The 17,521-nt window shown below is 41.9% G+C and carries 14 protein-coding genes; 7 read left to right on the top strand and 7 right to left on the bottom strand.

Annotation, left to right across the window (positions count from 1 at the left end):
- The first annotated feature begins 213 nt into the window (after window positions 1-213).
- On the top strand, window positions 214-825 hold the full coding sequence (locus tag AADY36_RS13350) for a fumarylacetoacetate hydrolase family protein (RefSeq protein WP_055022154.1): 612 nt from the start codon (window positions 214-216) through the stop codon (window positions 823-825).
- Here AADY36_RS13350 and AADY36_RS13345 read toward each other — a convergent pair.
- The 3 genes from AADY36_RS13345 to AADY36_RS13335 all read right to left on the bottom strand — a co-directional run bounded on the left by AADY36_RS13345 (window position 776) and on the right by AADY36_RS13335 (window position 3,332).
- The gene (locus AADY36_RS13345) at window positions 776-1,702 is read right to left on the bottom strand and encodes a hypothetical protein (RefSeq protein ID WP_055022153.1); all 927 of its coding nucleotides are present in this window, start codon (window positions 1,700-1,702) and stop codon (window positions 776-778) included. The two genes, AADY36_RS13350 and AADY36_RS13345, sit on opposite strands and share 50 nt — an antisense overlap.
- A 136-nt stretch (window positions 1,703-1,838) precedes the next feature.
- Window positions 1,839-2,891: an aldo/keto reductase gene (locus AADY36_RS13340; RefSeq protein ID WP_342409075.1), complete on the bottom strand. Its 1,053-nt coding sequence runs from the start codon at window positions 2,889-2,891 to the stop codon at window positions 1,839-1,841.
- A gap of 12 nt (window positions 2,892-2,903) precedes the next feature.
- Window positions 2,904-3,332 (bottom strand): acyl-CoA thioesterase, encoded by a 429-nt coding sequence (locus AADY36_RS13335; protein WP_342409074.1) that lies wholly within the window; start codon window positions 3,330-3,332, stop codon window positions 2,904-2,906.
- A 421-nt stretch (window positions 3,333-3,753) separates the two neighbouring features.
- On the opposite strand from AADY36_RS13335, the gene dinB reads away from it, so the two are divergent.
- The 3 genes from dinB (at window position 3,754) to AADY36_RS13320 (ending at window position 8,222) form a co-directional block, all read left to right on the top strand.
- Window positions 3,754-4,806 carry a DNA polymerase IV gene (gene dinB, locus AADY36_RS13330; protein ID WP_063529048.1) on the top strand — a complete coding sequence of 351 codons (1,053 nt, stop codon included), beginning with the start codon at window positions 3,754-3,756 and terminating at the stop codon, window positions 4,804-4,806.
- Between the two features lie 106 nt (window positions 4,807-4,912).
- Window positions 4,913-6,595, top strand: a complete 1,683-nt coding sequence (locus tag AADY36_RS13325; protein ID WP_054552592.1) for a carbon starvation CstA family protein — start codon at window positions 4,913-4,915, stop codon at window positions 6,593-6,595.
- Window positions 6,596-6,698: 103 nt separating this feature from the next.
- Entirely contained in the window at window positions 6,699-8,222 is a 1,524-nt protein-coding gene (locus AADY36_RS13320; protein ID WP_342409073.1) for a M17 family metallopeptidase, read from the top strand.
- Window positions 8,223-8,286: 64 nt separating this feature from the next.
- Here the strand turns inward: AADY36_RS13320 and AADY36_RS13315 are convergent, their stop codons facing one another.
- Together AADY36_RS13315 and AADY36_RS13310 are read right to left on the bottom strand one after the other, a co-directional pair.
- Window positions 8,287-9,921 carry a methyl-accepting chemotaxis protein gene (locus AADY36_RS13315; RefSeq protein WP_342409072.1) on the bottom strand — a complete coding sequence of 545 codons (1,635 nt, stop codon included), beginning with the start codon at window positions 9,919-9,921 and terminating at the stop codon, window positions 8,287-8,289.
- A 149-nt stretch (window positions 9,922-10,070) separates the two neighbouring features.
- Window positions 10,071-12,296: a S9 family peptidase gene (locus AADY36_RS13310; RefSeq protein ID WP_287202002.1), complete on the bottom strand. Its 2,226-nt coding sequence runs from the start codon at window positions 12,294-12,296 to the stop codon at window positions 10,071-10,073.
- Between the two features lie 112 nt (window positions 12,297-12,408).
- On the opposite strand from AADY36_RS13310, the gene AADY36_RS13305 reads away from it, so the two are divergent.
- Both AADY36_RS13305 and AADY36_RS13300 read left to right on the top strand, forming a co-directional pair.
- Window positions 12,409-12,813, top strand: coding sequence for an HIT domain-containing protein (locus AADY36_RS13305; RefSeq protein WP_063702220.1), 405 nt, complete (start codon window positions 12,409-12,411; stop codon window positions 12,811-12,813).
- 64 nt (window positions 12,814-12,877) lie between these two features.
- The gene (locus AADY36_RS13300) at window positions 12,878-13,627 is read left to right on the top strand and encodes a substrate-binding periplasmic protein (protein ID WP_342409071.1); all 750 of its coding nucleotides are present in this window, start codon (window positions 12,878-12,880) and stop codon (window positions 13,625-13,627) included.
- 73 nt (window positions 13,628-13,700) lie between these two features.
- Here the strand turns inward: AADY36_RS13300 and AADY36_RS13295 are convergent, their stop codons facing one another.
- Window positions 13,701-15,401, bottom strand: coding sequence for a dipeptidyl-peptidase 3 family protein (locus AADY36_RS13295; RefSeq protein WP_342409070.1), 1,701 nt, complete (start codon window positions 15,399-15,401; stop codon window positions 13,701-13,703).
- A 273-nt stretch (window positions 15,402-15,674) separates the two neighbouring features.
- Between AADY36_RS13295 and AADY36_RS13290 the strand changes: the two genes are divergently transcribed.
- Window positions 15,675-16,517 (top strand): HDOD domain-containing protein, encoded by an 843-nt coding sequence (locus AADY36_RS13290; protein ID WP_054562671.1) that lies wholly within the window; start codon window positions 15,675-15,677, stop codon window positions 16,515-16,517.
- Between the two features lie 59 nt (window positions 16,518-16,576).
- Here the strand turns inward: AADY36_RS13290 and rdgC are convergent, their stop codons facing one another.
- The gene (gene rdgC / locus AADY36_RS13285; RefSeq protein WP_054552583.1) at window positions 16,577-17,485 is read right to left on the bottom strand and encodes a recombination-associated protein RdgC; all 909 of its coding nucleotides are present in this window, start codon (window positions 17,483-17,485) and stop codon (window positions 16,577-16,579) included.
- Window positions 17,486-17,521 lie beyond the last annotated feature (36 nt).

The raw sequence follows: 17,521 nt of genomic DNA, 5'->3' as shown, positions 1-17,521 counted from the left end.
TTATAAATGTAACCGCTTACATTAAGTTATTAGAAAGTAAAACAATCGTCAACATAAATAACGGTTCAAGATCAGAGGTAATATCTATGTTTATGTTATTATGGGAAATATTTCATCAAAAACTTTCTATTTTTTTAGGTACAAAAGCAACGTCTTTCAGCTAAAATTAGAAAATGAGAGTTTTTTACATTTGTTAAAACAAGAGGTATTTTCGTGCAATCAGTGAAATGGAATGAAGGTCTGTTTACCCCAAGCAAAATCATTTGTGTTGGCCGTAATTATGCAGCGCATATTGCAGAGCTTAACAACGAAACGCCTACAAGTATGGTGCTGTTTGCAAAACCAAATAGTGCTATCACCGATTCCCTCAATAGTGAACACTTAGGTGAGGCACTCCACTTCGAAACTGAGCTTTGTTTTTTAGTTAAAAATAAGCAACTGGCTGCGGTCGGGCTTGGGCTTGATTTAACCAAGCGAGGCCTACAAAGCACGCTTAAAGAAAAAGGCCTACCTTGGGAGCGCGCAAAAGCATTTAATGGTTCTGCGCTTTTTACTGAGTTTGTTGTCGTTAATTCCAACTTACACTATCAATTTAGTCTAAAGATTGATGGTAAAGACACCCAACTAGGCGATACAAAGTTAATGCTGCATAACGCAGAGCAAATCTTAGCTGAAATCAGTGAATTTATGGACCTAGAAGATGGCGACATCATTATGACTGGCACGCCTGAAGGAGTAGGGAAGGTTGTCGCTAATTCAACCTTTGCTGTAACACTTATGGATGGTCAGCAGGAGTTGTTATCTCATCAATGGCAGGCTCTTTAAGCGGGTCTAAAATGTAGCGCTGATAATACGATGAAAACTCAGGAAAGCTTTGTTTGAGCCAAACTCGTTGGCTTTGCTGGTATCTCTCACTTGGTAATACCTTGTTTTTCAGTGCTTCATTAATTTCTGCTAGCACTTTTTCGGCATAATTATTAGGTGCGCTTGTCGAGCAGCCTATGGCACCAAAAACCACATTCTGGGCTGGGTTAACAATAGTAAGCTTTTGAATATTCTTTTGGTGTTGTTGGTTGTAATAATCAGCTACAAATGGGTAATCAATGGTGTAATCAATGTAGCCATGCTCTAGCTGTGATAGCAAAGCAAAATTTGGACTACTGCCATTACCACTTAGTGCTGCACTTTCGTAAAGCTTGGTATTTTTCGCTATCTTATCCAATTTACTGCCAAATTTACGTGCATCGTTTTGACCATAAATAAAGTTGGCATCTGTGAATAAAGAAATCAGTGATACAGGATTACCGTGTTTTTGCTTAATTTTTAGTGTTTTTTCTTCGGTACTTAATACGCTAAACGGGGGGTACACTGTGGTTGGGATTGAGTAAGTAGCACGGTTGGTTTTTTTATCACGATGGATCATACATGCATAGCATGCCATATGTCCGTCATCGAGATATTTACTGCCACGTTTTTGCGGCAACATCACTTTGCTGTGGTTAATGTCAGGTAATGCTTCAATCAACATATCGGTAATTTCATTGCATAGCCCACCATGAGAGGTGGTGCTACTTTTCTCGATAAAGAATGGCTTACCATCATTTTCAAGCCAGGTAATAGAGAGCTGGTCGGAGGCATGAGTAATTGGGGCTAGCAACATCCCTGCAACCACACATAATACTTGTTTTATGTATTTACTCATTAACAACCTACATAGTGAAATGTTATGAATAACTATACACCAAAGTATGGGTAAACTTGTAGGTGGAACGGAAAAATGATGAATTAGTGTTAGTGAGCCTACTGAGGGTAGACTCACTTATACTTTCGAAGATTAACTAGAAAGGCATAGGATAGCGGGTAAATACGTCAGCGATTTTATCGTTGGCTTCATCGCTTAATTGCACTGAGAAAGCATCGATATTTTCTTTTAACTGCGCCATTGATGTTGCCCCAATAATTGTTGAGCTTACTCCATCCACTTGATCACACCAAGCCAATGCAAGTTGTGAAGGTGTTAAATTAAAGGCGTTAGCAATTTCAACATATTCAGCAATCGCAGCACGTGATTGTGCTGTGTCTCTAAATAGGCCATTACGCTGCACTAGCGTCCAACGGCTACCTTCAGGGCGAGCACCATTTAAGTACTTACCACTTAGCATGCCGCCACCTAGCGGTGACCAAGGTAGGTAAGCAATATCTTCATGAATACATTGTTCAATCAAATAGGGCCAATCTTTGGCGTGCAATAAACTAAATTCGTTTTGAATCGATACCATGCGCGGAAGGTTATGCTGCTCACTTAAGCGCAGGTACTGGCTGATGCCCCAAGGTGTATCGTCTGATAAACCACAGTGCTTAATTTTACCAGCCTTGATACAGTCATTCAGACCTTCAAGAATATCTAACATGCCAGCAATATTTTGCTCAGTATCAGTCTCAGAGAAGCACACTTTACCTGGCCACTGTTTACCAAAGTGTGGTGATGTACGGTTAGGCCAATGTAATTGGTATAAATCGATAACATCAGTTTGTAAGCGCTTAAGAGATGCATCAACGGCTTCAACCACTGCTTGGCGAGTAATATCGCCTGCATCGCGTACCCAAGGTAAGCCGTTACCCGCAATTTTAGTGGCAATGACAAGATCATCGCGTTTGTCTTTATTACGCGCTAACCAATTACCGATGATCTCTTCTGTCTTACCGTAGGTGTCTGGAGAAGGGGGAACGGCATACATTTCGGCAGTATCAATAAAGTTAACGCCTTTATCTAATGCATAGGCGATTTGTTCATCGGCATCGGCTTGGTTGTTTTGCATACCCCATGTCATGCTACCTAAGCAGACACGAGATACTTCAATACCACTTCGACCAAGTGGGCTATAAAGCATAATAGATCCTTGTTAATCGCTAGAATGGGCTCTAAGTGCAGTTAATAACTCATTATTTAACTGAGCTTTTTTACCCGTTTTAAAATTAAACATAACCACTTGTGATGAGCCAATGGTTGTTACTGCGTCCTGGCTTTCACTAAATACAGTGTAATGCATCATAAAACGATCTTGTTCAATGTCACTAATCTTTACACCAACATGCACAGTATCAGGAAATGTTACAGGGCGTTTATAGCGGGCATTGTTTTCGCTGATCACCGGACCAACACCTGTTACTTGTAAATCTTTAAGGAAACCCAGTTGAGTAAAGAAATCGATACGGGCTGTTTCAAAGTAGCGAAAATACACCACATTATTGACGTGCTGCAGGGCATCCATTTCACCCCATGCAACATTAATTTTTGTTCTGATAGGGTGTTGTTCTATAAACGATTGCATAGTAAATCTTCGTTGATTGTGAGAAAACTTAGGTTAGCAATATGCTGCTTTTAGCTCAAGGAAATTAGAAAACTCAGTAGATTGTGCTAGATTTATAAGTTCACGCTTACGTAAAGTGTGAGCAAAATGAACACACATTAAAGGACCTTAATTATGCAGCAACTAACCTTGAGGGTGATAAAGTGGATTGCACTTTTCATCTTGCTAGCTCTAGCTTTGCTCTGTTATAGCATGGGCACAATGTCAGGATTTATCGCTTTAATTGTCGTGGGCTTGTTATTCGAAGCCGCGTTTTGGTTATTTGGTTCACGGCTTATTAGCCGTAAAAAACCAAACCAACAAACAAGCCAAACCTCTTAGCTTGCACTCTCAGGAAGTTTAAATATAATAACTGTATATATAAACAGTTGTTGTATTCCTGATGAAAAAATTCATTCACATCGATATGGACTGCTTTTATGCAGCCGTTGAGATGCGTGATAACCCCGCGCTTGCCAATGTGCCACTGGCTATAGGTGGTAATAGTCGTCGCGGGGTGCTTTCAACTGCTAATTATATTGCCCGTAAATATGGTGTGCGCTCGGCGATGTCGAACTATCACGCCAAACAACTGTGCCCCGATCTGGTTATCGTTCCCGGACGAATGCAGGTTTATAAAGAAATCTCCACGCAAATTCGCGCCATTTTTGCAAAGTACACCGACCTTATTGAGCCGTTATCGTTAGATGAAGCCTACCTTGATGTAACCGACAGTACTGCGTGCAAAGGCAGTGCAACACTGATGGCGGAGCAAATCCGCCAAGAAATCTATGACACCACCGGACTAACAGCCTCAGCAGGCGTCGCGCCAATTAAGTTTATTGCCAAAATTGCCAGCGATGAAAACAAGCCTAATGGTCAGTTTGTGGTATTGCCCGATCAAGTTGATGACTTTTTGGCGAGTTTACCGCTTGGCAAAATCCCTGGCGTTGGCAAGGTGACATTAGAAAAGCTGCAACTTAAAGGGCTTTACACAGGGGCTGATGTGCGCGCGAAAGGGGTAAATTGGATGCAGCAGCATATTGGTAATTTTGGCGTGTCTTTATATCAAAAGTGTGCAGGCGAGTACGTTGGCAAAGTGTCAACTGAGCGAGTACGAAAGTCGCTCAGTGTTGAGCACACCTATGAATACAACAAAAATAATTTAGATGAGTGTTTAAGCCAGTTACCCCGCTTGATGGATGAATTAACTCGCCGTCTTGATAAACAGCAATTAAACAACCGCATCAATAAGTTATCTGTGAAGGTCAAGTTTGCCAATTTTGTCGTGACCAGTGCCGATCAAAGCCACCATCAATTAGACGAACGCATTTTTACTGAGTTAATGAGTAAAGCTTATGAGCGCGGTAACAACCAGCCCGTACGCCTGTTAGGAATAGGTGTCGGAATAAAGAGTCAGGCTCACGAGCATTTTCAGCTAAGTATATTAGACTAAAGGTTAACACCTTGGTGCTTGAAAGTTTGTTAGTGTCTAGTTGGGGTGCTAGGCCTGCCTAGTTCAACACCTTAGACAACATTATAACTTAATAAGAGAGATGACTATGCAATCGGTCGTAATCGTGCTGCTCGGAATAGTCGGTATGTTGTTCGGATGGTTCTTTTATTCGAAATTCATCGCCGAAAAAATATTTAAAATGGATGATAATTTTGTCACACCCGCTCATGAACTTGAGGATGGTGTGGATTATGTGCCAACTAACAAAGTTGTGTTATGGGGCCACCATTTCACCTCTGTTGCAGGTGCTGCGCCAATTGTTGGCCCTGCCATTGCCGTATATTGGGGCTGGGTGCCTGCGGTACTGTGGGTGGTATTTGGTACTATCTTTTTTGCTGGTGTTCACGACATGGGCGCTCTATGGGCCAGTGCGCGTAACAAAGGCAAATCAATGGGCGCTTTGTCTGAAAGCGTAATTGGTAAACGCACCCGTGCATTATTTATGATTGTGGTGTTCTTAGTATTGTTGATGGTGAATGCGGTATTTGGTGTGGTGATTGCCAAATCATTTGTATCGCAACCTAACGCGGTATTCCCTGCTTGGTCAGCGATTGTTGTGGCCTTAGTTATTGGCCAGTTACTACGCCGTAAAGTGTCGTTAATTCCGCTTTGTTTAGTTGGTGTGGGAATTCTTTATTACACCATTTACCTTGGTAGTGGTATGCCAATTTCATTACCAGATGAAATGTTTGGTCTAAGTGCGAATGCGAACTGGATCATCATCTTATTTATCTACGCAGCCATTGCTTCATTATTGCCTGTGTGGATGCTGTTACAGCCTCGCGATTTCATCAACGGTATGCAGTTATTAGTGGGATTAGTACTGCTTTATGGTGCGGTGTTTGTGTCAATGCCGGATATCACAGCCCCTGCGTTTAATACTCAAACTGCGGTAGATACACCAAGTATTATTCCATTGCTATTTGTGACCATAGCCTGTGGTGCGGTATCGGGTTTCCACGGTATTGTGTCTTCAGGTACCAGCTCTAAGCAGTTGAACAAAGAAACTGATGGTCGCTTTGTGGGTTACTTAGGTGCGGTAGGTGAAGGTATGCTTGCGCTTATTACACTAGTTGCAGTAAGTGGTGTTGCACTTGCAGTATCACCTGAAGAATGGCACGAAATTTACAGTCACTTAGGCGCCGGTAGTGTGAGTGCCTTTATTAATGGTGGCGCTAACTTAATTGAAAGTGGCTGGGGTATCTCACAAGAGGTGGCATCAACCTTACTTGCCGTAATGGTGGTATTGTTTGCGGGGACTACCATGGACTCTGGCGTACGCCTGCAGCGTTATATCATCCAAGAGTGGGGTGATATTTATAATATCAGCATCATTCGTAATGGTATTGTAGCTACACTCATTGCAGTGCTTAGCTGTTTACTGCTTGCCTTTGGTGCTGGTGGCGCTGACGGTAGCGGCGGTATGATCATTTGGCCATTATTCGGTTCGACTAACCAAATCTTAGCCAGCTTAACCCTACTGGTTATCTCGGTAATGCTAATTAAAGCGAATCGCCCAGCTAAATACACCTTGATCCCAATGAGTTTTGTATTAGTTATGGCGTTCTTTGCTGGGGTTATTAAACTGGGCGAGTACTACCAACAAGGTAACTGGTTACTGGTGACACTTGATTTGTTAGTACTGGTTGTGAGCGTACTGGTTATGCTTGAAGCTTGGTCTGTGATTGTTAAGCATCGTAAAGACTCAGCACACATTACAGAGCAGTAAACTTAGCTTGCCAGCCATATCGTAAGCTGTCTTACTTGGCTGGCAATAGCGCTCTAAATCAATGATAATAAGGTCCTATGTTTCTAACAGCAGGACCTTTTTTATGGCATACCCTCATGCAGTTGCAGCCCCGCAATTAGCGGATGCAAATCACGATGCATTGATTATTATCGGTGATGATTTTTCTTCTTTAGCAGATGCAAGCTTAAGCCAAGCTATTAGCGCTCAACAAGCTGTAGACGCACGTATTGGCAAACAAGTGACATTACTTGTTATTGATTCTAAACGCGTTATTTTAGCGCCTACAGGCCCTCTAAATCGTGATTATGATGATGTACGTCGTTACTTTGATGCAGCGAAGCAAGGTGTACTAGAGGCGAAAGCATCGGGTAGCACTCAGCCTGCAATTTTACTTGCTAACGTAAATCAAGATAGCCGTTACAAGCATGCCCTTGAAGTGGCTTATTTAGGTGCTTGCCAAGCGCTTTGGCAACCACTTGAGGCACGTGAGTTCCACGGCCAAGCGATTGAACCAATTAGCCAAATTAGCCTAGTGGGTGCAGATGAGGCAATGAGCAAAGCGCTTAATGCTATTGCTGCGGGTCAATACGCTGCACGTGATTTATGTGGTACAGAACCTGAGCGTATGGCACCACCACGTTTTGCTGATTACTGCGTTGAGTTATTTGCGGGTAGCAAGGTGTCTGTTGAAGTGATTTCAGATATCAACACTATCGATAAAGATTACCCAATGATGAGCACCGTAGCGCGCGCATCTTACGCTGTTGAGCGTCATCACCCACGTGTTGTGAAACTAGAATACGTGCCTGAAGGCGACGTTGAGCGTACCTTAATGTTTGTTGGTAAAGGTTTAGTTTACGATACCGGTGGTGCAGACCTTAAAGTGGGTGGCTTTATGGCAGGTATGAGCCGCGATAAAGGCGGTGCAGCTTCTGTTGCTGGCTTTATGAAATCAGTGGCTGACTTTGCACCAAAAGGCGTAAAAGTGATTGCTTACTTAGCCGTAGTTCGTAACTCAATTGGTTCTGATTGTTTTGTTCCTGATGAAATCATTACCAGCCGTGAAGGTGTACGTGTACGTATCGGTAATACCGATGCTGAAGGCCGTTTAGCAATGGGTGACCTATTAAGCGAAATGAAAGATCGTGCTTTAAACGAAGTGAATCCAGAGCTATTCACTGTTGCAACACTAACAGGCCACGCAGCACGTGCGATGGGTCCTTACAGTGCGTATGTTGAAAATGGTCCAGCTCGCGAAGCGAAAATTTCGCGCCAAATTGCTGACTTAGGCGATTTATGGGCAGATGGCGCCGAAGTATCTCGTAGCCGTCGTGAAGATTATGACTTCATTCGTCCTCGCACGTTAGCTGACGATGTTTTATCAAGTAACAATGCTGCTTCTGCAGTGACAGCTCGTGGTCACCAGTTCCCAATGGCATTCTTAGCGATTGTAGGTGGTTTAGATAAACATGGTACTGAATCAGCGCAACCATTACCGTATGTTCATATGGACATCGCAGGTAGCGGCGTAGAAGGCGGTGATTGGCAACATGGTAAGCCTACCGCAGCAACAGTAAGCAGCTTATTCGCTCGTTATTGTTTATAAGCTAAAAGCTATAAGTTTTTAGTTTGAAAAGCCCCGCACAGCAGTGCGGGGCTTTTTTGTGGCGTTAATCGAGCTTGAAGCGGTTAACGACATCACTTAACGCTTGTGAGCTTTGCTTTAAGTTTTCACTGGCGGTCGAAAGCCCTTCGGTATTCGACAGTGATTGCTCAGTTGATTGTGAAAGCTCATTAATCCGTAAATTAACCTCATCTGCTGCGCTAGTTTGTTGCTCGGTAGCGCGGGCGATTTGGCTGTTCATATCTTTAATAATAGAGACAAGTCGCTCAATCTCACTCAGCGAGCTATTTGCTTCACCTGCTTGTGAAACCGTTTCAGTTGATAACTGTTGGCTTGCCGATACAGCATCAACAGCAGCTTGTGCGCCGGTTTGTAGTTTACTGATCATGGCTTGAATTTCGTCGGTACTTTTACCTGTACGGCTTGCTAATGTACGCACTTCGTCAGCCACTACGGCAAAGCCTCGCCCTTGTTCACCAGCACGAGCCGCTTCAATGGCAGCATTGAGTGCCAGTAAGTTGGTCTGCTCAGCAATGCTACGGATAACATCAAGTACTGAGCCTATGTTGTTACTCTCTGCAGCAAGATCCGCCGTTACCTTACTCACTTGTTCAATATTATGCGACAGGGTCTCAATGGCGGTGATGGTCTTGTTGAGAACCTGCTTGCCCGCTTCGGCATTTTGCGCCGCTTCATTGGCGGCATGTTCTGCTTGGTCGGCATTTTGACTAACATCGTGAATTTGATGAGTCATCTGTTCCATTGCGGTTGCAACTTGAGTCGAGCTGTCGTTCTGTAGCTCAATAAAAGAGTGATTTGTTTTACTCGCATCATCAACGCTATGGGCAAACTGATTTACTTGCTCTGCATTGTGGGCAACATGTTTGAGTGACTCACGCATTTTTGCGGTGTACAAGTTAAAGTAGCGCGATAGACGAGATACTTCATCATTACCATTTTCATCAAGCTTTTGGGTTAAATCGCCTTCCCCTTGCGAGATGTCTTTCATCATGTTTGCGGCAAGTTGGGTCGGGCGAAGAATGCTATTGGCAATTAGGTAGCTTAGCGCAACCAGTAGGGCAATGATCACTACCGCGGTAATAATCACATGGTTACGTAGCGAAGAGAATGCCTCTTCAATAGTATCAATATAGACACCAGAACCTACAATCCATTGCCATTTATCAAAGCCTTTTACGTAGGCAATTTTATCAACAGGCTTATCTTTACCTGGCTTTGGCCACTTGTAGGGAATAAAGCCTTCACCTTGTTTTTTGACGATATTAACCATATCGACAAATAACAACACGCCATCTGGATCTTTACTGCCCGCTAGCGATTTACCATTTAATTCGGGCTTAAATGGGTGCATGACCATCACGGGTTGATAATCGTTGATCCAAAAGTAATTGCTGTTGTCGTAACGAAGTGCAGAAATTGTTTCGAGGGCTGCTTGTTTGGCTTGTTGCTCACTCAACTTACCTTGCTCAAACAACTCATAATTATGCTCAATAATAGAGTAAGCAGACTCAACAAGGTTTTGGGTCTTAATGTATTGCTCTTGCTTTAGCGAGCTGTATTGCTGCGTTAAGCTCGAGACGCTCAAAAATATCAGCCCTATCACGACCACACTCACTAACATGGCGAGGCGCTGAAAAATTGTAAAACGGCGTAAATTCATGTGTATTCCTTCGTCATGCTCATAGGAGCAATGTATTAAGCGTAGCTAAAATAGGTCGAAAATCTAGTTAAATAGTAGAATACATTGAGACAAAAAAAAGGCTGATTTAACAATCAGCCTTTAGTCTAAGTCACCGAAATTAAACGTGATTACTCAACGTTAAAGTGTCGGTTGAAGAAACTTGTGATGGTTTGGTGTAAGTGCGTTTGTACGCTCTTGCCACGTAAACTGTGTTTTGAACCCGGGTAAGTCATCATTTCGAACTGCTTTTCTTGATCTTGCAGTTGTTTGAATAACTTTGTGGCGTGAGTGAATAACACGTTATCATCTGCCATACCGTGGTAAATCATCAGTGGGCCTTTTAAGCCTTCGGCATATGGGAAAACTGCACTTGCTTCGTAACCTTTCGCGTTAGTTGCAGGGTGACCTACATAACGCTCAGTGTAGTGAGTATCGTAAAGTGCCCAATCAGTTACTGGCGCACCAGAAACACCGGCTTTGAAGTAGTCGCCCGCTTTAAACATAGTCATAAGCGCCATGTAACCACCGTAGCTGTGGCCATAAATACCAATACGTTCAGGGTCAACGTAATCAAGGGTACGTAAGAACTCAACCCCCTTGATTTGGTCTGCCACTTCAGCAACACCTAAGTGCTTATAAATCACGTCTTCAAACTTTTTACCACGGTTGTATGAACCACGGTTATCAAGTTGGAAAATAACATAGCCTTGTTGTGCCATGTACTGGAAGTATAAGTTTTTACTACGCCAGCTGTTCGTTACGCGCTGAGCATGAGGGCCGCCATACACGTTAACAATAACTGGATGCTTTTTACCATCTTGGTAATTAGTTGGCTTGAATAAACGGTAATGCATGATTTGTCCGTCTTCAGCCTTTAACGTGCCGTATTCAGGCGTGATCAAATCAGCTAGGTAAGGCGTTAATGGATGTGACTTATCTAACTTGTTTTCTTCAAGCCAAGTGATAAATTCGCCATTAATTTTACGTAATGCCGCAGAACCAGGCTTATTCACTGATGAGCTGTTATCGATAAAGGTTTTGTTATCTTTAGCAATCACCACATTGTGGTAAGCACCTAGCTCTGTTACGCGTTTAATTTCGCCTTTTTTGAATAGCGGTACGCTGTAAAGGTGGCTCTCAAGTGCTGTATCTTTGCGACCTGCAAAATAAACGATGCCTTTTTTCTCGTCGATACCTTTTAAGCTATCTACAACCCATTCACCTTGGGTGATTTGACGGATCATTTCACCATTTGTGCGGTATAAATAAAGGTGTTTAAAACCGTCGCGCTCAGATGCCCAAACAAAATGTTTTTTATCGTTTAAGAACTGCAAATCAAAGTGCAGGTTAATCCAAGTATCACTGGTTTCTGTTAGGGCAACCGTTTGTTTTTTAGTGTCGCTATTATAAAAACGTAACTCTAAGTTATGTTGCGAGCGGTCTTGCCACTGATAAGAAAGTGTTTTGTTATCTTTTAACCATTTTGCGCGAGCGATATAAATATCTTGCTCGTCGCCTAAATCAACCCAGTCAGTTTTTTGATTGTTGATGCTTACAACACCTAACTGAATTTTAACGTTGTCGGTACCTGTAAACGGGTAGCGTTGATTAAATAGCTTTACTTCATCCGCGTAAATCTCATTACGGATCGCTTCTTTTACTGGGCTTTCATCAACACGGGTATAAGCGATTTTAGACTCATCACCAGACCACCAGTAGCCAGTCATACGGCCCATTTCTTCTTGCGCAACAAATTCGGCCATACCGTTTTTAATAACGCCGCCACCATCTTTACTTAATTGGATTTCTTGACCCGTTTTTAAGTTAAGTGCATACAAGTTTTGCTCACGAATAAACGACACAAAGTGCCCTTTAGGTGAGAAACGTGCATCGGTTTCAAATGCTTCTGTGTCGGTTAATTTGCGGCTTTTAGCTGAAGCAAGCTCATAATAGTAAAGGTCGCCATTAAGTGGGAATAAAAGCGCTTTACCATCTTTAGACCATTTATATTCTAAGATCCCTTTACCAAAAATACGCTGGCGCTCACGGCGTGCTTTTTCTTCGTCAGATAAGTTTTCTGGACCAGAAAATAGCGCAGCAGAGTCAACTAATAAGCGGTTTTTGTTATCTTTTAAGTTGTATTCCCATAAGTCGTAACGGTTGTAATCATCGGTTTTACCTTGCAGGTAAGTAACACGACTTCCGTCTGGAGAGAATTTAAGTTGTACAGGCGCTTTGCCTGCTAAGCTTGGATCGTCAAAAATACGCTCAAGAGTAAGAGGTTCAGCGGTCACACTGAATGCTGTTGCCACCACTGGCAAAGCAAGTGAGAGAGATTTAATTTTTTTTAGCACAGGAGTACCTTCGCTCGAATAAAAACTGCCACGATGGTAATGGTAAGCTTAGGCAACTGCAACAAAATGCTATAAAGTAGGGGTTGTTTACCCAATATCAAAGGATTTATTGATGAAAAATACTGATACGCCGTTTTCTTTGGCCCCAGAACTACAACGCGACTGCATTGAGCTTGCTGATTGGCCATTGTGTAAAGTATTGCTGATGAATGATAGCCAATATCCTTGGTTTATTTTAGTGCCAAGAGTCGCTGGCGTTAAAGAGATAATCGACCTTTCTGAAGAGCTACAAATTACCTTATTACAAGAGTCGGGCAAACTGAGTAAATTATTACAACAGGTATTCAACCCAGACAAACTCAATGTAGCAGCACTAGGGAATATGGTACCGCAATTACATGTTCATCATATTGCGCGTTTTACAACTGATGCAGCTTGGCCAACACCAATCTGGGGGAAATTACCTGCAGTGCCTTATACAGACGAACAAATTGCCGTATTAAAAGCGCACTTTTAAACTGTTTGTTCTACTAAGATTGGACTAAGCTAAAATGGATGATGCGCGAAGGGGTACGGAATAAATGAAACACACAGTGTTTGCCGTGTTGCTTATTCTGAGCTCTTTTTCTTGTTTAGCAAAAAGTTATTACTTTGTTGGTAGTCACTTTCCAGCGATTTTAGAGCAAGACCAACAAGGCACAGTGGTCGGCTTAGGTGCCGATATCGCACACGAAATTTGCAGGCGTTTAGGGCATGAGTTGGTTATAGATATCATGCCACTAAAACGCGCTCTAAAAATGGTAGAGCAAGGTCACGCTGATGCCATTATCGGTCCTTACAAATCCCCTATGCGTCAGCAGTATATGCAATTTAGTGACTTGCCCTTTTACGAAGACCCGATTGTTTTATATACCAAAAAGAACAATGATGTGACCTGGGTTGGTAATTTTGCTAGTTTACGAAAAGATATTATTGGTACCATTCGAGGCTGGAACTATGGCCCTGAATTTAAACGTAACGAGGCAAATTTATCGCTATCTGAAGTGGGCAATGTGCGGGCTAGTTTTTTACAGCTGATGTATAACCGAGTTGACTTAATTCTCACCCACCCTCGGGCAGCAAAGCCTGTCATCGACAGTTTAGCTATTGCAGATAAAGTGATTATGTTATCGCCGCCGGTGACGGTTAATCAGGGCTACTATGGCTTTAGTAAACAACGCGAACTCGATGAATTTATTGATGCTTTTAATGCCGAGTTTCAAAAAATGCTGATCAACGGGGATATTGTAGAACTAAACTCCAAATATGGTTTGAACTTCGTTGCACACTAGTCGTGATTTACTCGACTTCAGGCAATAAAAAACGCTGCAATTGCAGCGTTTTTTTATTAAAGGAGAATAAGGCTTAAAGACCTAATACTTCTTTACCTTGTTTGAAAGTAACATCAACAGGGATATTAGCTTGGCTTAGTTTTTCTAAGTCTTTAGCTAGTTCAGCTTTGATTTCGCCATGAGTTGCGATTAGCTGATCAACTTTTTGGTAATCACCGTCACCTTGAATAGTAAGGATTAGGTTAGATAGTTTCTCCATTGCTTGGCTCATTTTCTCCATGTTAACGCTGTATAAGCCGTCAGCATTTTTAGAGAATGCACCTTCTTCAGCGAAGAAGTTAAAGCGGATCATGTTCGCTTTACCGTGTGCGCTTGATGCACCAAAACGCACTGAGCGGAAGATACCAGCCATAAAAGTGATGTAGTAATCTTCTAATGTGCCCTCTGTGATCTCGCCTTTCTTAAGCAATTGTTCAACCATGTAAAGACCTAAGATATCCGCTTTACCTTCTTCAAGGGCACTTGCATGCTCTTGCAATGATTGGCGAACAGTTCCTTTACCAGTAATGGTGTTTTTAATACCTAAACCGTGCGCTACTTCGTGGAACATTGTGTTTGCGAAGAAAGCATCAAAGGTAATGTGTTTACGCTGCTCAGGAACAATTAGCTGCTCTGAAATTGGCACTAAGATTTTATCGAATTTAGCGCGCATTGCGTTTTTAAGCTGTAATCGACGTGTGCCTTTTTCCAGTTGTACTTGCTCATCATTTGGTAGGTTGATAGCAATTGTTTTACTACCTGCATTTGAGTGGCCTGCGTAATAAACAACATCGTAAGCATTTAGGTCAGCATCAGAACCAGGGACTTCTTGTTTGTATTTTTCGTCTACAGGTAAACCTTTTTGTAGCTCAGGTAAGAAAGCGGCAAATTTAGCTAAACGCTCGCTCCATGCTAAATCTTTAATTAGTACATAAGATTCATACGCTGCACGGTAGCCAAATAATTGATCTTCATAGGTTTCGATAGGGCCAATAACCACGTCAATTGGGTTATTTTTCATATCCATCCATGCAAAATCAGATGGTTGGAAATCATCACTTACTAGTGCGTCTGCGCGCATGCTTAGGTAGTTAGCAAATTCTTTATCATCAGCCAGTTTACTTGCTTCGCGTAATAAATTAGCTGCTTTTTCTAGTTCTTGTGCGTACTCAACTGAGTAAGCCACGCTATAAAGAAGGCCTTTTTCATCGCGCTTGATTACCGAGTAAAGACCGGTTTTGTCATCCACGGTTGCGTTGTTTAATTCTTCTTTAGTGATATCGCTCGGGTAAAATTCAGCGCCTAAAGGCTTTTCTTCATAGCCTGACAAGAATACTTGGTCACCGTTTAAGCGATCCCAAGGGCCGTAGTTGATATCTGCAAACTTCTGAACTTTTTCATCATTAATTTTTGCTAAGAAAGCGTCTTTGCTCTCACCAAATGCTTGGCGCCAAAATAGCTCATCCATGATTTTTGAAGCATCGATTAACTTGCCAATCATTTGCTTCTGGTTATCGCTTAAGTGGCTAAGATCAGAAGTAAGCGTAAAGTCAGTGTAAATGTCTAAGCGGCTTTTCTCAGCATTGATAAGTTGTGGATTGTTTTGTTCAGTAGTTTGCTTTGTTTGCTCTGCAGCAGGCTTAGTTTGAGAAGTGGTAGCTTGCTGGTCAGAACATGCACCAAGGAAAACAGCACCTGATAAGATAAGTGCTTGGCTAATTTTATTTAATGTCATTTTTTTGCCCGTTAAAAAAGTGAGAGTCATTGCTTAGAAAACAAAAAGTCTATGCATTAAAGCAAACCTGACATATATATGGCAAGTTTACAGCACTAGAAGCAATATTTATTTATGAGTTAAGAAGTTAAAAAATATAAAAAATAGATAATTTCTGTGAATTTCTTAACTTTAGCGCTAAGTTAGACAATACTAAAACTATAACTAATCTAATAATGTCAGTCATTAGTCTGTCTTTGTTTGGGCGGGCTAACCCAAGAGGATGGCACACATATGTCAACAGAAAATGCATTACTGACCATATTGGTCGACAGAATAAATAATGACACTTTAGTGTTACCTACCTTACCAGAAGTTGCAGTGAAGGTAAGGCAAGCCGCGGATAACCCCGAGGTAAACTTGATGGATATGGCAGATGTCATCTCTCATGATCCGGCATTATCAGCACGAATGATCAAAGTCGCCAACAGTGCATTTATGGGGCGCTCAGTTAAAGTTACAAATCTACACCAAGCTGTAACACGAATTGGCCTACGTCAAATTAAGAACATTGCAACTGCAATGGCAATGGAACAGCTGTTTGTATCGCATAATGAGCTTATCAAAGGCTATATGGACAAGGCATGGCAAAAAACCCTTAAAGTAGCGTGCCACTCAATTACCTTAATGGATTTCTTCTTACGCAGAAATAAGCAAACCTCGCTTAATCGCGACACAATTACCTTAGCGGCATTAGTTTATAACATTGGCGTACTGCCCATTTTAACAGAAGCTGAAAAGCACCCTGAGGTGTTCGCAAACCCAAGCTTCCTTGCTCATGCCATTCAAAAGCTGGGTGGTAAAGTAGGTGGCGCAATTATGCGAGCTTGGGGCTTCACTGATGAGTTTGTAGAAGTAGCTGAAAGCTGGGCAAATCCAAACTATCGTCCAGAACATATTTGCTATGTTGACTTCATTCGTATTGGCGCGATTTTAGAAGGGATCTTACAGGTTTCTGATAAGTCTGCGGCATTGCAAACTTACATTGACAAAGGCGTGATTGAATCACTTGATATGTTCAGTGACGATGAATATAACGATATGCTTAACGAAGTAAAAGCGATTTTTACTGAATAACAGCAACAAAAAGCGCGACTAAGTCGCGCTTTTAATGTTAACCATTATCTGGGTTAAATTTATAAATCTTCTGCGTCGCCTAAGCCTTGAGTTAGCTCTTCTAGCAGCTGTTTAATTTCTTCTGACGCTAAGATAAAGTCAGCATCAAGTTTTACTGCCATATCTTCTTTTGGAATGTCGGCGTTTTCTTCTTTTAATGTTTCTGAGTAGCTTAAACGCTTAATTGAACCATCGTTTTGAAGCATGAACTTAACGCGTTCTTGCCAATCAAGAGCCAGCTTAGTTACGCGCTTACCATTTTCTAAGTGTGACTTTACTTCGTCGCATGATAAGTCATGGCCTTTTAATTTAACCTGAGCGCCACTGTCATCGGCTTCTTCAAGCTCTGCATCATTACCGATAGAAAAGCCTTCAGGGGTACTGAAATTAGTTAACCAGTCAGTTAAAAATACATCTAAATCGTAATTCGCAAATGCAGGTACGACAGGTAACGTGCCAAGTGATTTACGTAATAGGGCTAAAAGCTCTTCTGCTTTATTAAAGCTTGCGCTGTTAACCACAACCCAGCCATTCTTTTGATCAATAAACGCAAACTGTAGGCTCGATTTTTTGAATGCTTGAGGCAGTAAAGTGTGCAGAATATTTTCTTTTAGTTCGTCTTTTTCTTTTTTCTTTACTGGACGGTTTTCTTCCGCTTCGATTTGCTCAACTTTCTCTGCAACTAATTCGTTGATAACGGCAGCTGGCAGTACTTTTTCTTCACGTTTAGCACATACTAAAATGCTGTCTTGAGAGAAATGAGATAGGGTTTGACCATGCTTACCAAAGGCTTTTGTCCAACCAAATGTTGAAAGCTCTTGGCCTGTACATGAGCGGAACAAGTCTTGTTCTAGGGCTTTGTCGAAGTCTTCTTGAGAGTATGAAACGTCTTGTTTAAAACGGTAACAGATAAGGTTACTAAACCACATAATTAGGCTAATCCTTTCAATAAATTTGCCCAATCA

Origin of the sequence: Pseudoalteromonas sp. D15MCD-2 (genome assembly GCF_038562745.1) — a bacterium.
In the GTDB taxonomy this organism is placed as follows: Bacteria; Pseudomonadota; Gammaproteobacteria; order Enterobacterales; family Alteromonadaceae; genus Pseudoalteromonas.
This window is presented reverse-complemented; position numbering and strand designations above follow the sequence as displayed.

Coding starts and splice junctions, on each gene's coding strand:
- AADY36_RS13340 (WP_342409075.1), bottom strand. CDS start 2,891: ATGCTTTATAGCCCACTTGGTCGAAGTGGTATTGAAGTATCTCGTGTC.
- AADY36_RS13325 (WP_054552592.1), top strand. CDS start 4,913: ATGCAATCGGTCGTAATCGTGCTGCTCGGAATAGTCGGTATGTTGTTC.
- AADY36_RS13320 (WP_342409073.1), top strand. CDS start 6,699: ATGGCATACCCTCATGCAGTTGCAGCCCCGCAATTAGCGGATGCAAAT.
- dinB (WP_063529048.1), top strand. CDS start 3,754: ATGAAAAAATTCATTCACATCGATATGGACTGCTTTTATGCAGCCGTT.
- AADY36_RS13345 (WP_055022153.1), bottom strand. CDS start 1,702: ATGAGTAAATACATAAAACAAGTATTATGTGTGGTTGCAGGGATGTTG.
- rdgC (WP_054552583.1), bottom strand. CDS start 17,485: ATGTGGTTTAGTAACCTTATCTGTTACCGTTTTAAACAAGACGTTTCA.
- AADY36_RS13335 (WP_342409074.1), bottom strand. CDS start 3,332: ATGCAATCGTTTATAGAACAACACCCTATCAGAACAAAAATTAATGTT.
- AADY36_RS13315 (WP_342409072.1), bottom strand. CDS start 9,921: ATGAATTTACGCCGTTTTACAATTTTTCAGCGCCTCGCCATGTTAGTG.
- AADY36_RS13305 (WP_063702220.1), top strand. CDS start 12,409: ATGAAAAATACTGATACGCCGTTTTCTTTGGCCCCAGAACTACAACGC.
- AADY36_RS13290 (WP_054562671.1), top strand. CDS start 15,675: ATGTCAACAGAAAATGCATTACTGACCATATTGGTCGACAGAATAAAT.
- AADY36_RS13300 (WP_342409071.1), top strand. CDS start 12,878: ATGAAACACACAGTGTTTGCCGTGTTGCTTATTCTGAGCTCTTTTTCT.
- AADY36_RS13295 (WP_342409070.1), bottom strand. CDS start 15,401: ATGACATTAAATAAAATTAGCCAAGCACTTATCTTATCAGGTGCTGTT.